Here is a 16775-nt window from a genome sequence, read left to right on the forward strand (position 1 = left end):
ACCACAGCAAGAGGTGAATGTTATCCTTTGTAAGGAATAGTATAGCGCATTCGCTAAATTGCGCGGGTGAATAATGAGCAACATTTAAAATGGATGCAACGCGCATTGGACTTAGCCGAAATGGGGCGAGGCCATGTTAGCCCAAACCCAATGGTGGGCTGCGTTATTGTTCATAATGATAAGATTATTGGTGAAGGTTATCATCAAAAGTATGGCGGCCCACATGCCGAAGTCAATGCTATTAATTCCGTAACCGCCCCTAACCTTCTTCCTGAAAGCACTTGCTACGTTACTCTTGAACCTTGTGCGCACTTTGGTAAAACTCCGCCCTGTGCCGATTTACTGGTAGCAAAAAAGGTGAAGAGAGTGGTCATTGCTTCGATGGACACCAACCCACTTGTTGGGGGTAAAGGTGTTCAAAAACTTAAAGATGCTGGAATAGAAGTCAGCACTGGAGTTTTAGAACAACATGCCAGAAACCTGAACCGCAGGTTTTTCACCATGATTGAAAAGAAGCGCCCCTATATTTTGCTTAAATGGGCGCAAACGGCTGATGGTTTTATTGCTCGCAATAATTTTGACAGCAAATGGATCAGCACCGAGCAATCGAGAATGATGGTGCACCAATGGCGAGCGGAAGAAGATGCTATTTTAGTAGGCACGAATACCGCATTACACGATAATCCCAAATTAGATGTTCGCGATTGGCATGGCAAATCACCGCTTCGTTTGGTTATCGACAGGCATCTGCGCTTACCCACTGATCTCAACTTATTTGACGGAAGTTTGCCGACCATTGTTTACAATACAGTAAAGACTGAGGAGAAAGAGCATCTCAACTTTGTTGAAATTGGAGAAAAAGACTTCCTTCAAAATATGCTCGCAGATTTGAATGAACGCAAAGTGCAATCTGTTTTGGTGGAAGGAGGGAGTTTCCTACTCAATTCTTTAATTGCCTTAGGCTTATGGGACGAAGCGCGTGTGTTTGAGTGCCCCATATTATTTAATGAAGGCATTATGGCGCCAAGCCTAAAAGATGCTCCTGCAGAAACCATTCAACTGCAAACCGATGTGCTTAAAATTTACCGACATTAAGGAACCAACATTCACGCAATTCTCTTTTAAATTCGCATTTCAGAAATAAAATTATGGCCGAAGAATTAATCATCTCGAACGATTTAAGCAAAGCAGAAAAATATGAGTCGCTTATTCCACAAATTGAAGCGTTGGTTACTGGCGAACCTGATCAAACAGCCAATTTGGCCAATATTGCTTCGGCCTTAAAATACGGAATGGGTTTCTTTTGGGTAGGTTTCTACTTGGTTAAAGAAGACGAATTAGTTTTAGGCCCCTTCCAAGGTCCAATTGCTTGTACTCGTATTCGTAAAGGAAAAGGTGTTTGTGGAACCAGTTGGGAAAAGGCTCAAACTATTCTTGTTCCGAATGTAGATGAATTCCCCGGCCATATTGCCTGCAGTTCTGCTTCCAAATCGGAAATTGTATTGCCTGCTATAAAGAACGGGGAAGTCAGTTTAATTCTTGATGTAGACTCAGATCAGCTCAACGATTTTGATGAGATAGATCAGGTACATTTAGAGAAGTTAATGCAGATAATTGAAGGCTTAATTTAAGCCAATTCCGCAATTACAGTCTGGCCGCCTTTGGTGATTTGCCCAATCTCTACTTTTACCTCTGTACCCAGTGGCAAGAAAAGATCGACTCGTGAGCCAAATTTGATAAACCCGAATTCCTTGCCTTGAATTACAGACTGATTCTCCTTTACGTAGCATTTAATTCTACGGGCAGCTGCACCAGCAATTTGACGAATTAGAATTTCTACTCCTTTGTGAATTTCATACACCAAGGTAGTTCTCTCGTTTTCGGTGCTTGATTTTGGATGCCAAGCTACTAGGTATTTGCCTTCATGGTATCTGAAATACTTGATAAGGCCAGTAACTGGATTTCTATTTACGTGCACATTAATTGGCGACATAAATATGGATACCTGAATTCTTTCCTTTCCCTTAAAGTATTCGTCTTCAGTGGTTTTTTCAATTACCACCACTTTTCCATCGGCAGGGGCTAGAATTTGTTTTTCGTTGATCTCAATTTTTCGAGATGGGTTACGAAAAAATTGAAGGAAAAACAGGAACAGAATCAAGCTTACAGCTCCAATAATTCCGATCCAAGGTGAAGGCAAGTTCAATAAAAAGAACAAACCTAAATTCAAACCTAATAATATGGAAAAGAGCACTGCTAACAGTGCTCTTCCTTCTTTATGAATATTCATTAACTAATTTTCAAATTAGAAACCACCTCTGTATTTATAGGTAGAAGCAACTTTGTCTATCGCTACAATGTAAGCTGCAATACGCATTGGTACATTATACTTAAGTGATGTTTCATGCACTTTGTCGAAAGCATCTTTCATGATCCTATCAGATCTTCTGTTTACTCTCTCGCGAGTCCATTTGTAACCCAAACGGTTTTGTACCCACTCAAAGTATGATACTGTTACACCACCTGCATTCGCTAAAATGTCTGGCGCAACCATGATCCCCTTTTCGTTGATAATTTTATCCGCTTCTGCAGAAGTTGGGCCATTGGCACCTTCTACAATAAGTTTTGCTTGTACTCTTTCTACGTTTCCTGAATGAATAACATCCTCAACTGCAGCAGGAACAAGTACATCTACTTTCTGAACTAATAAATCAGAAGCGTTATCCATTAGTTCAGCTCCTTTAAAGCCTTCTAATGTGCCATTGTTACCATCACGGTAAGCAACAGCAGCCTTAATATTAATTCCTTTTTCGTTATAGTAGGCTCCAGAAATATCGCTTACTGCAATAATTGTTGCTCCTCTTTCTTCAAGAAGTAAAGCAGCATGAGATCCTACGTTACCAAAACCTTGTACTGCTACGGTAGCATGGTATGGGTTGATATTCAATTTTTCCATCGCGGCTAAAGCAGAAACCATCACTCCACGACCTGTAGCCTCAGTTCTACCTAATGAACCACCAAGTACTAATGGCTTTCCTGTTACCATGGCATTTACTGTCATACCATGCGCTCTAGAAAATTCATCCATCATCCAAGCCATTTCTCTTGGTCCTGTTCCCATGTCTGGTGCAGGAATATCTCGGTCTGGACCGAATACGTCAAGCATAGCGTTTGTGTATGCTCTTGTCAATCTTTCGATTTCTCCAGCAGACATCTCTCTCGGATTACATTTGATGCCACCTTTGGCACCACCATACGGGATGTCTACAACAGCACACTTCCATGTCATCCATGCAGCGAGTGCCTTTACTTCGTCAATGTGTACGTCCATGGCGTATCTAACACCGCCTTTTGATGGGCCTAGGATATTCGAGTGAATTACCCTGTGACCTTCAAAAACACGAATAGAGCCATCATCCATAGTGATTGGGAGTGACACAGAGACTTGTTTTGAGGGAGATTTGAGCACGTTATATACTTGCTCGTCCAATCCGAGTGCTTCAGCAGCAATGTTGAATCTGGACATCATTGACTCGAAAGGATTAGCCTTATCCTTAATCGGAGCCGGTTCAATGTAACCCATAGAGAAATCTATCTTTGTTTAAAAACTTGGTCAAAATTAAGGAAATTTTAAAGTAATACGCCCTAAACTTTAATGGTTATTTGAGATATTATGTGACGACCATCAAGTATAGTGTAACGAACGGAAGGGCAAACAGTAGTCCATCAAATCTATCGAGAAAGCCGCCATGCCCTGGAAGTACGCTCCCAGAATCTTTAATGGCCAAATGGCGCTTAAATAAAGACTCAATCAAGTCGCCATAACTACCAAAAACACTCACAATTATTGAAAGTCCTAGCCACTCAATTGTGGTAAGGTCGGTAAAATATAAACTCCATATATAGATAATACCTAAGGAAATCAGTACTCCGCCAATGGTTCCTTCCCAAGTTTTGTTAGGAGAAACACTTTCAAATAGCTTTGTTTTGCCCATGCTTTTGCCTACAAAGTAAGCCCCAGAATCATTTGCCCATTGCGCAATTAACACTCCAATGATTAAAGCATATTGATAAGACTCATTCTTGAATACAATCAGGTTTGACATACTTAGCGGAAAAGCAATGTATATCACACCAAATAAAGTGAGCCCCAAAGAAATAATAGGTTGATGTGTTTTTTGCCTGTACAGAGCAAACATAAAGCAGATAACAAGCAAGGAGGGCAATACCCAAAGGTACTTGGTATCAATAATTCCTGCTGAAGAAAGGTGGACTAAAACAAAAAGACAAACGCTAAAAAAAGAACCCCAAATTTTAAATGGAGTATTGCCCGAGGCTACAATTAGGCCATAAAACTCTCTGAGCGTAAGAATCATAATTCCCAAAAAAATCAAAGCAAACGTCCATGAGCTAAATACTATACCTGCTATAATCAAAGCAACTCCGACTATACCAGTGATAATTCTTAATAAGAGATTGCTCATAATTAGAAATTCAAGTCGCCAATAATTTTTAGCGCTTTGATCACATTTGATTGCTCGACTTTCACCTCCATACTACCAAAATGATAAGATGAATCCTTTTGATTAAGTAGTACGGCTTCAATATCGTTATCAAGTAAAACAGCTTTCACTATCTCAGCTTGGTGCTGCATATTGGTTTTAAAGACAGAGTTCCAATTGCTCACGTTAATGATTTTGGTTTAAGATAGTTATTTCTGAATACGTATGACATAATTACCACTACAACTAAGGCCGCTACCCCTACAATTGCAGGTGTAGACTCTGTGTCGTCTGGGTTTATTTCAATTATTCCTGTCTGATACAAATAGGTTACAATAAGCGCAAAGCCATTATTGGTTATGTGTGCAATTATAGGATACCACAAATTGCCAGACCATACATATAGGTAACCAAATAGTGCCCCAAGCACCATTCGCGGAAAGAGCCCATAAAATTGCATATGAATGGCCGAAAATAAGAATGCAGACACCCAAATGGCGATATGTGCATTTTTAGACCATCGGTGCAGCGAGTTTTGCAATAGGCCTCTGAAAAGAAGCTCTTCGCCTATTCCAGGAAGAATAGCAACTACCACAAAGGCCAAAAGGAAAGTACCGAAGTTGTCGAAAGTAGTAAACATCTCAGTGGTTTCTTTCATAGAATCCTCCATCTGACGGGCAAGCCTCTCGAAGCCTGCCATAAATTCTGGCAATTGAATATTTTCATTCCATTCAATGATAAAACCATTTACGAAAACAAAAGCAATGGTAATGAGAACAGCTAAACTCAAAGGTTTATAAGATACTTTACGCTCATCAAAAAAAGTATTCATCGGTTTTCGCGCTAGGTTCTTCATATAAAACCAAGGCACCAAAAAGGTGAAAACAACAGTATAAAGCGATTGAGAAATCAAGAGTTGTGATTGGCCAATCAGTTCAAACATGGCAGCGGGACTTGTTAAGGCATCCATTGCGCCCCCATTAGCCACCACAAAAACCAATAATACCATAGTGGCTACAAACTGACCGACAAAAAAGCCTGCAAACAATAGCCCCAATACTACCCAAAAAGTCATTTTCGGGTTCTCGCTATAGGTAGTTACGGTTACAATTTCACCGTCTTCGAGTTCCCTAATAACGTCTTCTCTATCCCCTCTCAAGGAAATGTTAATCCCATTGTCGATTCTCGCCATAATGACGTAAATTTACGCGATTTTTCGAAATGGGCATGGTTAAAATTGGGAACATAGAAGTTGGGGAATTTCCGTTGCTATTGGCACCGATGGAAGATGTAAGTGATCCTCCTTTCAGGGCTGTGTGCAAAGAAAATGGGGCGGATTTAATGTACACTGAATTTATTTCTTCGGAAGGACTTATTCGGAACGCTGAAAAAAGTGTGCAGAAATTGGATATCTACGATTATGAGCGCCCTATTGGAATTCAGATATTTGGTGACAAGATTGAGTCGATGCGCGAGGCTGCTTCAATTGCCGAGGCTGCTCAGCCTGAAATCGTAGATATTAATTATGGTTGCCCAGTAAAAAAAGTGGCTTGCAAAGGAGCAGGCGCTGGCATTTTGCTCGACATTCCTAAAATGCAGGAAATGACTGCTGAAATTGTGAAGCAAGTGAGCCTGCCAGTTACCGTTAAAACCCGCTTGGGTTGGGATGATTCTACCATTAGAATTTTAGAAGTAGCCAAAAGGCTGCAAGATGTAGGCATTCAAGCCCTGACCATTCATGGCCGAACCCGTGCTCAGATGTACAAAGGCGAGGCAGATTGGACTAAAATAGCCGAAGTAAAACACCATCCCGACATTCATATTCCTATTTTCGGAAATGGAGATATTGACTCTCCAGAAAAAGCGTTAGACTATAAAAACCGCTATCAGCTAGATGGCATTATGATTGGCCGAGCAGCCATTGGCTACCCTTGGATTTTCAACGAAATCAAGCATTTCATAAAAACTGGTGAGCACTTACCCGTGCCTGATATGAAAACAAGAGTGGCCACTGCCAAAAAGCATTTACAGTTTTCGCTGGAATGGAAAAATGAGCTTCAAGGTATCTTTGAAATGCGAAGACATTACACCAATTATTTCAGGGGAATCCCTAACTTCAAGCCGTACAGAGCACGCTTGGTTGAATCCGAAAATCCGGAAGAGTTATTCAATATTCTGGATGAGATTTCTACCGTGTTCGAAGATGCTTATGCTTTGGTTTAATGAAAAATACGAACGTTTTAGCGTGGACGCTACTCATCCTTCTTGCCCTGATTTGGGGAAGCTCCTTTATTCTGATCAAAAGAGGTCTTGCGGTTTTTAATGCTGGCGAAGTTGGTGCTTTGCGCATTTTAGCTGCTTGTATGTTTCTAATTCCAATCTCAATTCCGAAAGTTCGCAAGCTCTCGTTCAAACACCTTAAGCTGCTTTTTATTATTGGTTTAGTAGGAAGCTTTATTCCTGCCTTCCTTTTTGCCATAGGCCAAACTCAATTGCCAAGCGGAGTTACAGGTGTTTTAAATGCACTTACTCCAATCTTTGTTTTGATTATGGGTGTTCTTTTTTTCAAGCAAGAAATTACCAGACGAAAAACATTTGGGCTCATTATCGCCTTTGTAGGAACGGCCATTTTGCTGGCGGCTGGTAGTGATGGAGGACTTCGAGGCATTAATTTTTATGCCCTGTTCATTGTTTTAGCTACCATTTGTTATGGTATCAACTTGAATGTAATAAAGTATTATTTGGCAGACTTAAAGCCTCTTGTAATCACATCGGTAAGCTTGCTGTTCATGGGGCCATTGGCTGGTATTTACTTGCTCACTCTTACCGATTTTTCTGTAACCCTAGCAACTAAAGAGGGTGCTTTGGAGGCTTTTGGCTATGTTTCACTTTTAGGAGTAATGGGCACAGCTATAGCATTGATACTTTTCAATAAGCTTGTACAAATTACCAATCCGCTGTTTACAAGTACCGTAACTTATCTTATTCCGATTGTAGCCTTAATTTGGGGTTTTTGGGATAACGAAGCACTTGGCTTAGGTCAGGTAATAGGAATGCTGGCAATTTTTGCTGGTGTTTATGTTACCAACAAAAAGAAAAAGGCTATTTCAAAATAAACTTAGCGTGGATCAAGTAGTGGTCTGAGGTAAACAGCCTGTTTCTTTCAAAACGATCTATGCCCGAGTTAGTCATTTCGAAACCATCAGAGTTTCGATAAAAAATATAGTCGATTCTGGGGCAGTTTTTCCCTCCATGAAAGCTATGGTAAGTGCATCCTTCAAAAGGTCCACCAGTATAGGTGTCGCTATACTCTTCTGTAATTCTCTTGGCCACGGGATCCTCTGAGAGCACATTGAAATCGCCCACTAATAAGGTTGGGTATTGGTCTTTATAATCTTCTAGTTTTGAGAGAATCATTTCAATGCTATTCAGTCTTGATGACTCAGACCTATGATCTAGTAAGGTATTTAAAACTCTGATTCGTTTGTCATCGGTTTTACTCTCCAAAACCACAACTGTAGCAATTCTTGGTAATGTGTTTCCCCAGCTTTTAGATTCTGGTTTAGTGGGCGTATCTGAAAGCCAAAAAGTTTCTTCCTCAATCAACTTCCATTTTTTCTTATTAAAGAAAATAGCATTGGCCTTTCCATCTCCATTGTTCAGCCCTTGTGTTCTATAGACTACATCTAAACCAGAAACTCCTTTAGAAATGTCCTTGATCTGGGTTTCGTTCACTTCCTGCAAACAGATAATACCATCTTTGTATTGCTGAAGATTGGCTATGGCTCTTGATTTCCGCTTCTTCCATGTATTTTCAAGATCTGCAGGGGTACCATAAAGCAAATTCAAAGATGCGATCTGAATCTCATTGACAGGGTTTTGCTCATGTGCTGTGGTATTTGATACTACAGCCAAAAAAGCGACAAGGGAAATGAGAAACTTCATACTCTAAAGTAGTACGAATTCCACGAGGAGAAAAAGTTTTGACGATAAAAAGCGTGGTGAACAGCAATCAATAGAGTGTAAACAGGTGATTGTATGGTTTAATTTTGACTTAGATTTACTTTACTCTATTACTAAAATCAAACATCAAATGATAAATGTCTAAAGGGTCACCGTCCTTATCTAGGTGAGAAGAGGAGTAATGGTATTCAAAACCATCAATGAAATTCTCTTGTGTTATTTCCTTACTTGTATCGGCCTCAGAGAAAGATGTTTTCAATAAGGTATTTATGCACTTAGTGTTAGCATGAATATCTAAAGGAGTTACAATAAAACCGATCATGCCATTTACCCTATAGTATGATGAATATTGATTTGTGACAAACCGAATTATGCCGTTTTCTATATACTGTGCATTCAACCCGCTTATACCTGTGGTGTTTATGTTATTAAGGCGCTTACATTCAATGATATAATATGCTTCGTGGTCAATGAACGGATTTAAGGGTTTTACCTTAATGTCAGTTCTACCAATTGTAGTGCTTTCTGGTACCTCTCTATCAAAGTTCCACCAAATCATGTCCAAGTTCTTCCGTATGTGATTGTTTTGAAGGTAATTGAGTAATATAATGTCTCTTATTCCATTTTCATCATTTGGAACTTTAACATCATCAGAAATCATCAACAGGTAACAGTAAGTGATTTTTTCTAGAATTATTTCAAACTCTCCTTTGTAAAAGGAGGCTGAACCACTGAAACTGGATGCATCTAGCCTACCGAACATTAGGAGAACTGTTTTTTCTGGAGGAGAGCATGGCATCGGCAAATTCATTTATGTCAAGATGACCGATTGCCTTATGCCAAAGTCTTTTTTCGTTGGGCTTTACAATGTAGAATCCGTCCTTTTCAAACCCACGAATATCTTTTTGGATAAAGAGCCTATCTGTAATTTTCTCAGTACCTATTGCGGCTAGCTTGTTAAGGATTGAGGCATTATTTGAGTCAATCCATTTTATTGATGGCGCATTGGCCTCAATACTCACCAGCATAAAAAACATGCCTACAATCTGCCTTGTCAATACTACCTCAACAACAATCTTTTTCCGCTTTTTCTCGAAGGCGGGATTCAGTCTTTCTGTGAAGAGGTTAACGTAGTCAACTAATACTTGACCTTTTGAAGTAAGAGGCTTAAAAAGAGCGCCATGGTTCTGATGCCTCATTTGAATCGGGATAGTAATGTCAATTGAGTATTTAACAACATCCCTTTCTTGAGACGATAGCGAAAATGCATCTAGAATTGCATTGTCAAGTTCAGAAACTTTTGTTTCAATTTCGCTTTCAGTATTTTGGGATGCTAGGAAGTTCTCCGATGAGTATGCACTTTCTTTTAGTTGGTGAATAGCAGATGCAAGTTCTGCCACCTGTTCAGAATGGGTATAGGGGACACCTAATTTTTCTTCATCGTGAGATTGCTCCCTTTCAACCCCAGATGAGCTAAAAGACTGCAAACACATGTAAGAGAAGTATTCTGAGTTCAGTATTCCAGAAATTGAATACAATGCAGAAGTAAGTTCTCTCCTTGCCTTTACAGCAGTTAACGAACTTCTAAAAACTATATCTGAGAGACTAACTGCTGAGACTGATCTAAAGTCTTTAGTCACACCCTCTGTAATCAGTAGCATGGGAGCCTGGTATAATTCTTCGTTTCTTGGACGGTGGACAGTCGCAAAATCCCAAACCCTTACTGGGGCTGGATTAATCCAATAGGAGGTAATATCTTTTCTAGTATCTAGAAAAGGTCTTCCTATCAAATGAGTTGCATCATTTTCATCTCCTCCTCCCACCATAGCACCTTGTCCAATCAAAAACTCATTTTCATCAGAGATTAACTCACCAATAGATTGAAATGATTCCTTCAACCTCCGAATCAAATTGAAATCCAAATAACTTCCATAAACAAGAACCTTCCACAAGTAGTCAAAGTCTTTGAGTTGCCGTTGATTGATCTGTTTGTAGTCATTGCGTTGAACAGTAAACACCTTAAACAAGGAAAAGAATCTGCTCGGTTTTAAAGCAATATGCTCGACCACATTGGAGTCCGTTTCTAACTCTCCGCTTAATTGATAAAACAGAACGGCAGCAGGCCCCACGGCCTTATCGTTCGATCGGTCAAAGACTTCCTTCCGAACAGGTGCGAGTTCAAAGACCTTATTTATAATAAAACGATCGAGCAGGTATTGGCGAAATCCTTTTGCATTCAAGTTGTATAGTATCTTACTGGTTGCAATGAGCGCTATTTTTGTAGCATTGGAACAAAAATCACTGACGCGGAAAACAAAGGCTTGTGCTATTTCTCGGTTGCTGATTTCAATTTCAATTTCTCTCTCGCCCTTTTCTTTCCGTTTTCGGTTGGAGATGTATTGAACAAACAGAGGTTTATTCCCCTCACCTTGGCCCCGCTTCCAAGGCGGGTTGCCCAGAATAAAGTCAAATTCAAACTGACTAAACAGAGCATTGTAATTGGCTTCTTCATCAAAAAAATCGGCAGCAAAGAAGTTTTTCTCTAAGAGTGGTGGAAACTTAAACGTTTCAATATCAGAGGGATTTTGGTAATCGAGCAAGGTGAGGTAGATGGAAAAAATAGCCACGTTTACGGCACTGGGGTCTTTATCTACACCGTATATATTCTCGCAAACCAGCGTTCTTAAATTCTCCTTGTACGATTCAGAATGGGTATTAAAACCAGGATTGTTTTTCTGAAACTGCTCGATGATCTTACGCAGTGTTTCTACCAAGAAAATTCCCGAACCACACGCAGGGTCGAGCACTTTGCAGGAGTGGGCTTGTGGGAGTTGGCGAAATCTTTTTTCTACCGTTTCAGCCAATATGTAATCGACCAAAAACAACGGAGTGTAGTATGCTCCCTGTTCTTCTTGCTCATTTTGGCCGATGAAAAGCTCGTACACATTGCTGATAAACTCTACCGGGATGATGGAGAAATCGTACAGGTCGAAAAGTGAGCGTTGCCCTGACCCAACCTCATTTCCAGAAAGTAGATTGATGATGAACGAAAGATAACTATTGGGAATCAGGTCAAATTCATCATCGCTGATGGGGAAAAGGTCTCCGTTAAACTTGTCTTTCAGGTAACGGAAGAATGCCTTAACTTTTGCTTTTTTAGTCAAAAGCGTACAGAACTCATCGTTCGTCCAGTGTCTTGAGTCGCCATTTTGCTCAAAATCGATTTTTACTTTTCGGTCGATTAGGTAACGAACAAAAATTACTTTCCCCAAAAGTGAATTGGCCAGTTCTTTTGTTATTCCACTTGAATTAGAAATAAGGAGGTTTCGAGCCGATTTTATATTCTCTAAGAGGTGGAAGTCGATACGTTTATCATAGCTGAAGTCAGCTTGATGCCTTTCCCAAGTTTTTCCCGTTACTAGTTCAAAATAGCTAAAATCGGTTAGCCGATCTTCTGCTCCAAATAACTGAAGCGCTTTGTTCTCAGTAATGTAGTTGTAGCCGTTGTATATCTCAACGGTATGGGGCTCAACAATAATGATAACTGGAGATTCATTGAAGTTCCAAATTTCCTTCAGTTTTCCCTCCTTATCCTGAATACCCTCGAAAAATAGTATAAAAGGCTTTTTGTCTATGCAGAAAAGCGCATCGGGCTGAATCGTCTCTTTTATCAGTCGTTCTACCCGATTTGAAAAAAGACCTTCCCACTCACCATCAACGGTAATATAGAGGCCGTTTTCTTTGGTCAGTCCAAGCCTTTCAAATATTTGAGATAAATGACTCAACTGTGAGTTGGTTTATATTTGGGTGTTACTCTTCGGTATATAGCAAGTTAGACCTTTCCTCCAAAAAATACACATGAATTTCTTGAGAAGAAGAAGCCAATTATAAAGATAGAAATTTAGTAATTATCCTTACCTAAACATTTCTATAATTGGTGTACCTGTAGCACCATTCGGTAGTCTCATATTTAATAGCATACTTACAGAAGGCGCAATATCAGTAATATGAATTTCGCGAACGGAATTTCCTTTCTTAATTCCCCAACCGTAAAACAAAATGGGTACGTGCGTATCATAAGTCCATGAATTTCCATGACCTGTACCTTTGCTACCCCCAGTTTGCCATCCCGGATCCATTACTACCAATACATCACCTGATTCTTTAGTGTGATACGCATTTTGCAATAAGTTCTTAATGTTTTTAGTGTAGTTGTTGGTCACTAAATCACGAGCAGTGAGAGCGATGTAAATACCATTTTGCTCCATCATTTTAGCGGCAACAAAGTTTTGCATTTCATATAGGTCAATACCTTCAGCTTCGATCAATTTATGATTCAAATGGATGTTATTAGAAAAAGATTCAATCCAAGCTTTTGCTCCGTATTTTGCACTCAAAGCAGCTGAAACGGCTTTTCTCGCATTACTATTACTGAAGTTGTCAGTTTTAAAGCCATCATCTTTCATTTGGATTGAGTTTTCGGCCACTGCGTGGTCAGCAGTTAAGAAAACGCTGTAATTACCTTTACCTACTTTTTGATCGAGCGCATCAAATAATTTGGCGAGTTCACGATCTAATCGGATATAAGTGTCTTGAACCTCTTTAGATTGAGGGCCAAAGTTATGACCTATATAATCGGTACTAGAGTAACTCACAGCTAAGAAATCAGGAGTGTTGTCTTGCCCTAACTTTTCAGCATCAACAGCCGAAATGGCAAACTCGGTTAAAAGGCTATTTCCGAACGGAGTACTTGAAATCAATGAGAAATTTCCATTGTCTTTTCTTAACTCTTTTAAGTTATAAGGAAATGTGGGGGTGTCTTTTCCCCTAAATCCCGACTCATATTGAGAATTGTCTGGGCCGCTAATCTTATAATTTTCGATGGGCAAAAAAGTGTCCCATGTCATATTTAAATACTTGTCTACATGCTGAGCTGAGTTGAATGATTTCACCCAATTTGGTAAATCTTTCATGTAATAAGTAGAAGTCATGAATTCACCAGTACTTGAATCGTACCAATAAGAACCATCTGATAAGTGACCTCCTGGAAGGGCTGACCCTCTGTCTTTGATTGACATTGCAATCACTTTTCCTTGCTTCTGCGTGTATAGTTTAAGTTCGTCTGTAATTGTAGTGGAGTAAAGATTCATAGGAGAAATAAGCCCGTTTTTGGCGGTCCCTCCTACTGCCACTACGGTGGTGTCTTCTGCGCAGTAAACGCTTCTACCTAAACTACGGCTATACCAACTATTATTTACAATCCCGTGTACTGCTGGGGTTGTGCCGGTATACACCGATGCATGACCAGGGCCCGTATTTGTTGAAGAGTAATTGTAATGTCCATTTCTGGCCATAAACCCTTCTTCTACAAATCTTTTAAAACCGTCTTCTCCAAAATTTCCGTAGAATCGGGTCAAATATTCTTGTTTCATTTGATCGACAACAATACCGACTACTAATTTTGGTTTTTCGTTTACATTTTGCGCCTTTGATTGCATAGACGTTAGCAACGCAAGCATTAGAATTAAATAAGAAGACTTCTTCATTTGTAGTTTTTTTCAATTTTTAGGGCAAGCTATTTTAAAATACTCATCCTGTTTAAAAGTTTGTGTAAACAGTTTATTACCATTCTTGTCGAAGTAGATTACCACATAAATGTTGGCTTCTCTTACAATCTTCACTGCAAAGTAAATAGGATCATCTACTGTGCCTAGTACTTTTATTTCATCGTAAGTTGCCTCAATCATCTCTCCTTGGGTATTGCTATAAATTCCCTTTCCTTTTTCTGTAGCAATTAAGAGCTTTTTCTCTGCAGAATTATCCTGAACTACCTCAAAGTTTAAAATGCCTTCATAGGGAAGTGACTCATCTCTGATATCGTGCAAAAACCATTCGTTCTCAATTCTCGCCAAAGCAACTGTATCTGTGAAATACTTTACTTCGTCATAATCAAAAGCACTCAACTCTTTGCCTTTGGTAGAAATAAAGCCCTTTCGTTTTCCTTTAGTGGCCACCATAACGGTATCTGAATAAGGCTCAATAAGCTTATCGTAAGCTGGTGATATCTTAATCTGTTTTTCAATATTAATTACCCCAACTTTTCCCCTGTCTAAAATACTTACATAGCCGTTTGAGTTGGAGCCTATTCCATCATAAATAAAGTTCAAAACGTAGTTTCCTGTACTATCTGTAAGTGCTGCATTTTTTTTCTGTAAACGGATTAAATTAGGGCCAAGTGCCACGGCATCTTCCAAAGTGGTATTCAAAATTTCGCGACCAAAACTGTTGTAGATCTTCCTTACTCTATTTGGCCCTGTAAGCATCAAAAAATCAAAATCGGCCTTTGCTCCTGTACTGATATAATTCTGAGGAACTAACAATTTCGGCTCCCACCCTTTCTTAATCTCCAGTTGTTTTCCATTGGCAAATAATGCTGTAGTTTGTGCCTCCTTTTTCAGCATCACTATATTTTCGCCCCAAAGCCCTAGCGAATCATAATTATACTTGGGCTGAAATTTTCCAGCTTGATCTAATAAAGTCCATTTGCCCTCTTTCTTTAAACCAAGCCAACGATCGTTCTCTACTACTCTTTCATAATAGAGGTCTTTTAAGGATAAGTGTTTGTTGTGTATAAGCTGAATTCCTTTGGTTGATTTTAACTGCCAACCATACAGTTTGGGGTAAATTTTATAAGCTCCGAAAGGTATTTTTGTTTTCAAACTAGCATCCAAAATGGCTTCTTGTCCGTTTTTTACTACCCAGAAATTCTCATTATCCAAAAGTTCTACCTCTTCATACTTAAAATCCAGATCGACTTTCTGACTATCTACCGCTGGAAATAATAATTCGGGCTTCACCAAAGCAATCCCTTCTTCCTTTTGCAGCCAAATAAAATTGCCAATGGTATCAATTTCTATAAACTCATGATTAAATATTCTTTTCTTATTGATCGTAGTTAGGCCGTAAAAACCATTTTGCTCTGTTTTAATGAAGTGCGAGTTCAGTAAGGATATAGAAGTCATAGGCTCCTCAACAATCACCTCTCCTGATTTATGAATAAGCTTAAAGCCAGATTCATTTTCTACTAGAATATAGCCAAAGCCAGCATTGGAGGCTTTAACAAAATCACCCTGATAAATTAAGGCTCCATTTCGGGCAATGATTTGTTGCTGTCCGTCCTTTTCTCCAACCACAAAGTCGGTGAGCTGAGGTGTACAAAGACAGTCAGTATCCACTTTGTCGAAACCTGACTTAAGCATTACACTTGCCGTGGCATTTATAAAGTTAATTTTGCCTTCTTCAATTTTAGGAAGCCAGAAACCTCCTTCCAGTTTTACTGCTTTTTCGATTGAATCTTTCGCAGTTTGAAATTTAAAGTATTTGAAGAAGTCTTGATTTGGATATTCTTCTTTAAACAGGTGATAAAGCCGTGGAATACTCTTTTTGATTAATTTCTCGTTCGGGTATTTTCTTAAAAAATCGGTATAGTCTTTTATAGAGTTGGTGGCTGTGGCAATTTCGTAAATGTCTTTTTCTACCGATTCATGATATGGCGTTTCAGGGTGTTCTTCTAAAAAGCTTGTCAAGCTTTCCAATTTGCCATCAGCAGTTTTATCTTCAAAAAGCAGTTTTTCATAGAGCGGCATCGCCTTTTCAAAGTCTTCCGCCTTTGGGTATTCGGTCATAAAAGCCAAGTAAGTCTGCCAAGTATTCTGTTCCAAAGCATCCACAAAAGCAATATGATCTCTCAGCTGAATGGCCTCTGCTTTTTGTATTGCATCACTATGTTTTTTCAGAAACCAATTGTAGTCCGTAATGGTGTGTTTTGCCTTTATTACCTTAAACTTCAAATCGTCAATTTTATCCTTCTGTTTTTCTAAAGCAACAGAATCGACACCAACCTCCTTTAGTTTTCCTAAGTCTTTGGCATCCTTCACCTCCTTAAAATTGGAGATGGCTTTGTTTACAAAATAATAAGCTGAGTCGATGCTATAGCCATTGTATAGGCTGTCCACAAAAATCATGGAATACAAAAAATTACCTGCTGGATTTAGGCTGTCTTTTTCCAAAGATTTACTCAGCACTTCTATGGCCTTTTCAGTATCTCCCTTTTCGTATAAACGAAAAGCACGGGTAGGAATCTCCAGAGTGAATAGAGAAACGAAGAAAATACCAATAAAAAGCTGAATCCCTTTTGACATAGTAATCAATGAAAAGCAAAAATAGCAAACCTCAGTTCAATACGGTAAGTTACCTCACCATCAATTCGATATTATTCACTTCTGTTTTAAGGTTTGCGAACCTAGCAAG

The 16775-nt window shown here is 39.3% G+C and carries 14 protein-coding genes; 4 read left to right on the forward strand and 10 right to left on the reverse strand.

The features are described from left to right. Window positions 1-57 precede the first annotated feature (57 nt). Entirely contained in the window at window positions 58-1095 is a 1038-nt protein-coding gene (ribD, locus tag AAC026_RS00300; RefSeq protein ID WP_339695305.1) for a bifunctional diaminohydroxyphosphoribosylaminopyrimidine deaminase/5-amino-6-(5-phosphoribosylamino)uracil reductase RibD, read from the forward strand. Between the two features lie 53 nt (window positions 1096-1148). Next, complete coding sequence (locus AAC026_RS00305; protein ID WP_339693951.1) at window positions 1149-1631, forward strand: GAF domain-containing protein; 483 nt, start codon at window positions 1149-1151, stop codon at window positions 1629-1631. Here the strand turns inward: AAC026_RS00305 and AAC026_RS00310 are convergent. The 5 genes from AAC026_RS00310 to AAC026_RS00330 form a co-directional block, all read right to left on the reverse strand. Continuing rightward, entirely contained in the window at window positions 1628-2290 is a 663-nt protein-coding gene (locus tag AAC026_RS00310; protein WP_339606848.1) for a phosphatidylserine decarboxylase family protein, read from the reverse strand. The genes AAC026_RS00305 and AAC026_RS00310 overlap by 4 nt on opposite strands. A 15-nt stretch (window positions 2291-2305) precedes the next feature. Beyond that, the gene (locus AAC026_RS00315) at window positions 2306-3583 is read right to left on the reverse strand and encodes a Glu/Leu/Phe/Val dehydrogenase (RefSeq protein ID WP_339606849.1); all 1278 of its coding nucleotides are present in this window, start codon (window positions 3581-3583) and stop codon (window positions 2306-2308) included. An 88-nt stretch (window positions 3584-3671) separates the two neighbouring features. Further along, on the reverse strand, window positions 3672-4484 hold the full coding sequence (locus AAC026_RS00320) for a phosphatidate cytidylyltransferase (protein ID WP_339606850.1): 813 nt from the start codon (window positions 4482-4484) through the stop codon (window positions 3672-3674). A 2-nt stretch (window positions 4485-4486) separates the two neighbouring features. Next, a complete protein-coding gene (locus AAC026_RS00325; protein WP_339693953.1) occupies window positions 4487-4687 on the reverse strand; it encodes a DUF2007 domain-containing protein in 201 nt (66 codons plus the stop codon). Then, window positions 4684-5694 carry a CPBP family intramembrane glutamic endopeptidase gene (locus AAC026_RS00330; RefSeq protein WP_339693956.1) on the reverse strand — a complete coding sequence of 337 codons (1011 nt, stop codon included), beginning with the start codon at window positions 5692-5694 and terminating at the stop codon, window positions 4684-4686. Before AAC026_RS00330 ends, AAC026_RS00325 begins: the two co-directional genes overlap by 4 nt. Window positions 5695-5729: 35 nt before the next feature. Here AAC026_RS00330 and dusB point away from each other — a divergent pair, with 35 nt between their 5' ends. Then, window positions 5730-6725 carry a tRNA dihydrouridine synthase DusB gene (dusB, locus tag AAC026_RS00335; protein WP_339606853.1) on the forward strand — a complete coding sequence of 332 codons (996 nt, stop codon included), beginning with the start codon at window positions 5730-5732 and terminating at the stop codon, window positions 6723-6725. Then, a complete protein-coding gene (locus AAC026_RS00340; RefSeq protein ID WP_339693959.1) occupies window positions 6725-7618 on the forward strand; it encodes a DMT family transporter in 894 nt (297 codons plus the stop codon). Before dusB ends, AAC026_RS00340 begins: the two co-directional genes overlap by 1 nt. Here the strand turns inward: AAC026_RS00340 and AAC026_RS00345 are convergent. From AAC026_RS00345 to AAC026_RS00365, 5 genes are all read right to left on the reverse strand, one after another. Next, on the reverse strand, window positions 7605-8447 hold the full coding sequence (locus tag AAC026_RS00345) for an endonuclease/exonuclease/phosphatase family protein (RefSeq protein WP_339606855.1): 843 nt from the start codon (window positions 8445-8447) through the stop codon (window positions 7605-7607). The genes AAC026_RS00340 and AAC026_RS00345 overlap by 14 nt on opposite strands. Before the next feature lie 115 nt (window positions 8448-8562). Beyond that, entirely contained in the window at window positions 8563-9228 is a 666-nt protein-coding gene (locus AAC026_RS00350) for a hypothetical protein (RefSeq protein ID WP_339693962.1), read from the reverse strand. Then, window positions 9218-12250 (reverse strand): N-6 DNA methylase, encoded by a 3033-nt coding sequence (locus AAC026_RS00355; protein WP_339693965.1) that lies wholly within the window; start codon window positions 12248-12250, stop codon window positions 9218-9220. Before AAC026_RS00355 ends, AAC026_RS00350 begins: the two co-directional genes overlap by 11 nt. Window positions 12251-12379: 129 nt before the next feature. Continuing rightward, window positions 12380-14011 (reverse strand): alkaline phosphatase PafA, encoded by a 1632-nt coding sequence (gene pafA / locus AAC026_RS00360; RefSeq protein WP_339693968.1) that lies wholly within the window; start codon window positions 14009-14011, stop codon window positions 12380-12382. A gap of 12 nt (window positions 14012-14023) precedes the next feature. After that, complete coding sequence (locus AAC026_RS00365; protein WP_339693970.1) at window positions 14024-16666, reverse strand: WG repeat-containing protein; 2643 nt, start codon at window positions 16664-16666, stop codon at window positions 14024-14026. Between the last annotated feature and the right edge of the window lie 109 nt (window positions 16667-16775).

The organism is uncultured Roseivirga sp., from assembly GCF_963973945.1.
In the GTDB taxonomy this organism is placed as follows: Bacteria; Bacteroidota; Bacteroidia; order Cytophagales; family Cyclobacteriaceae; genus Roseivirga.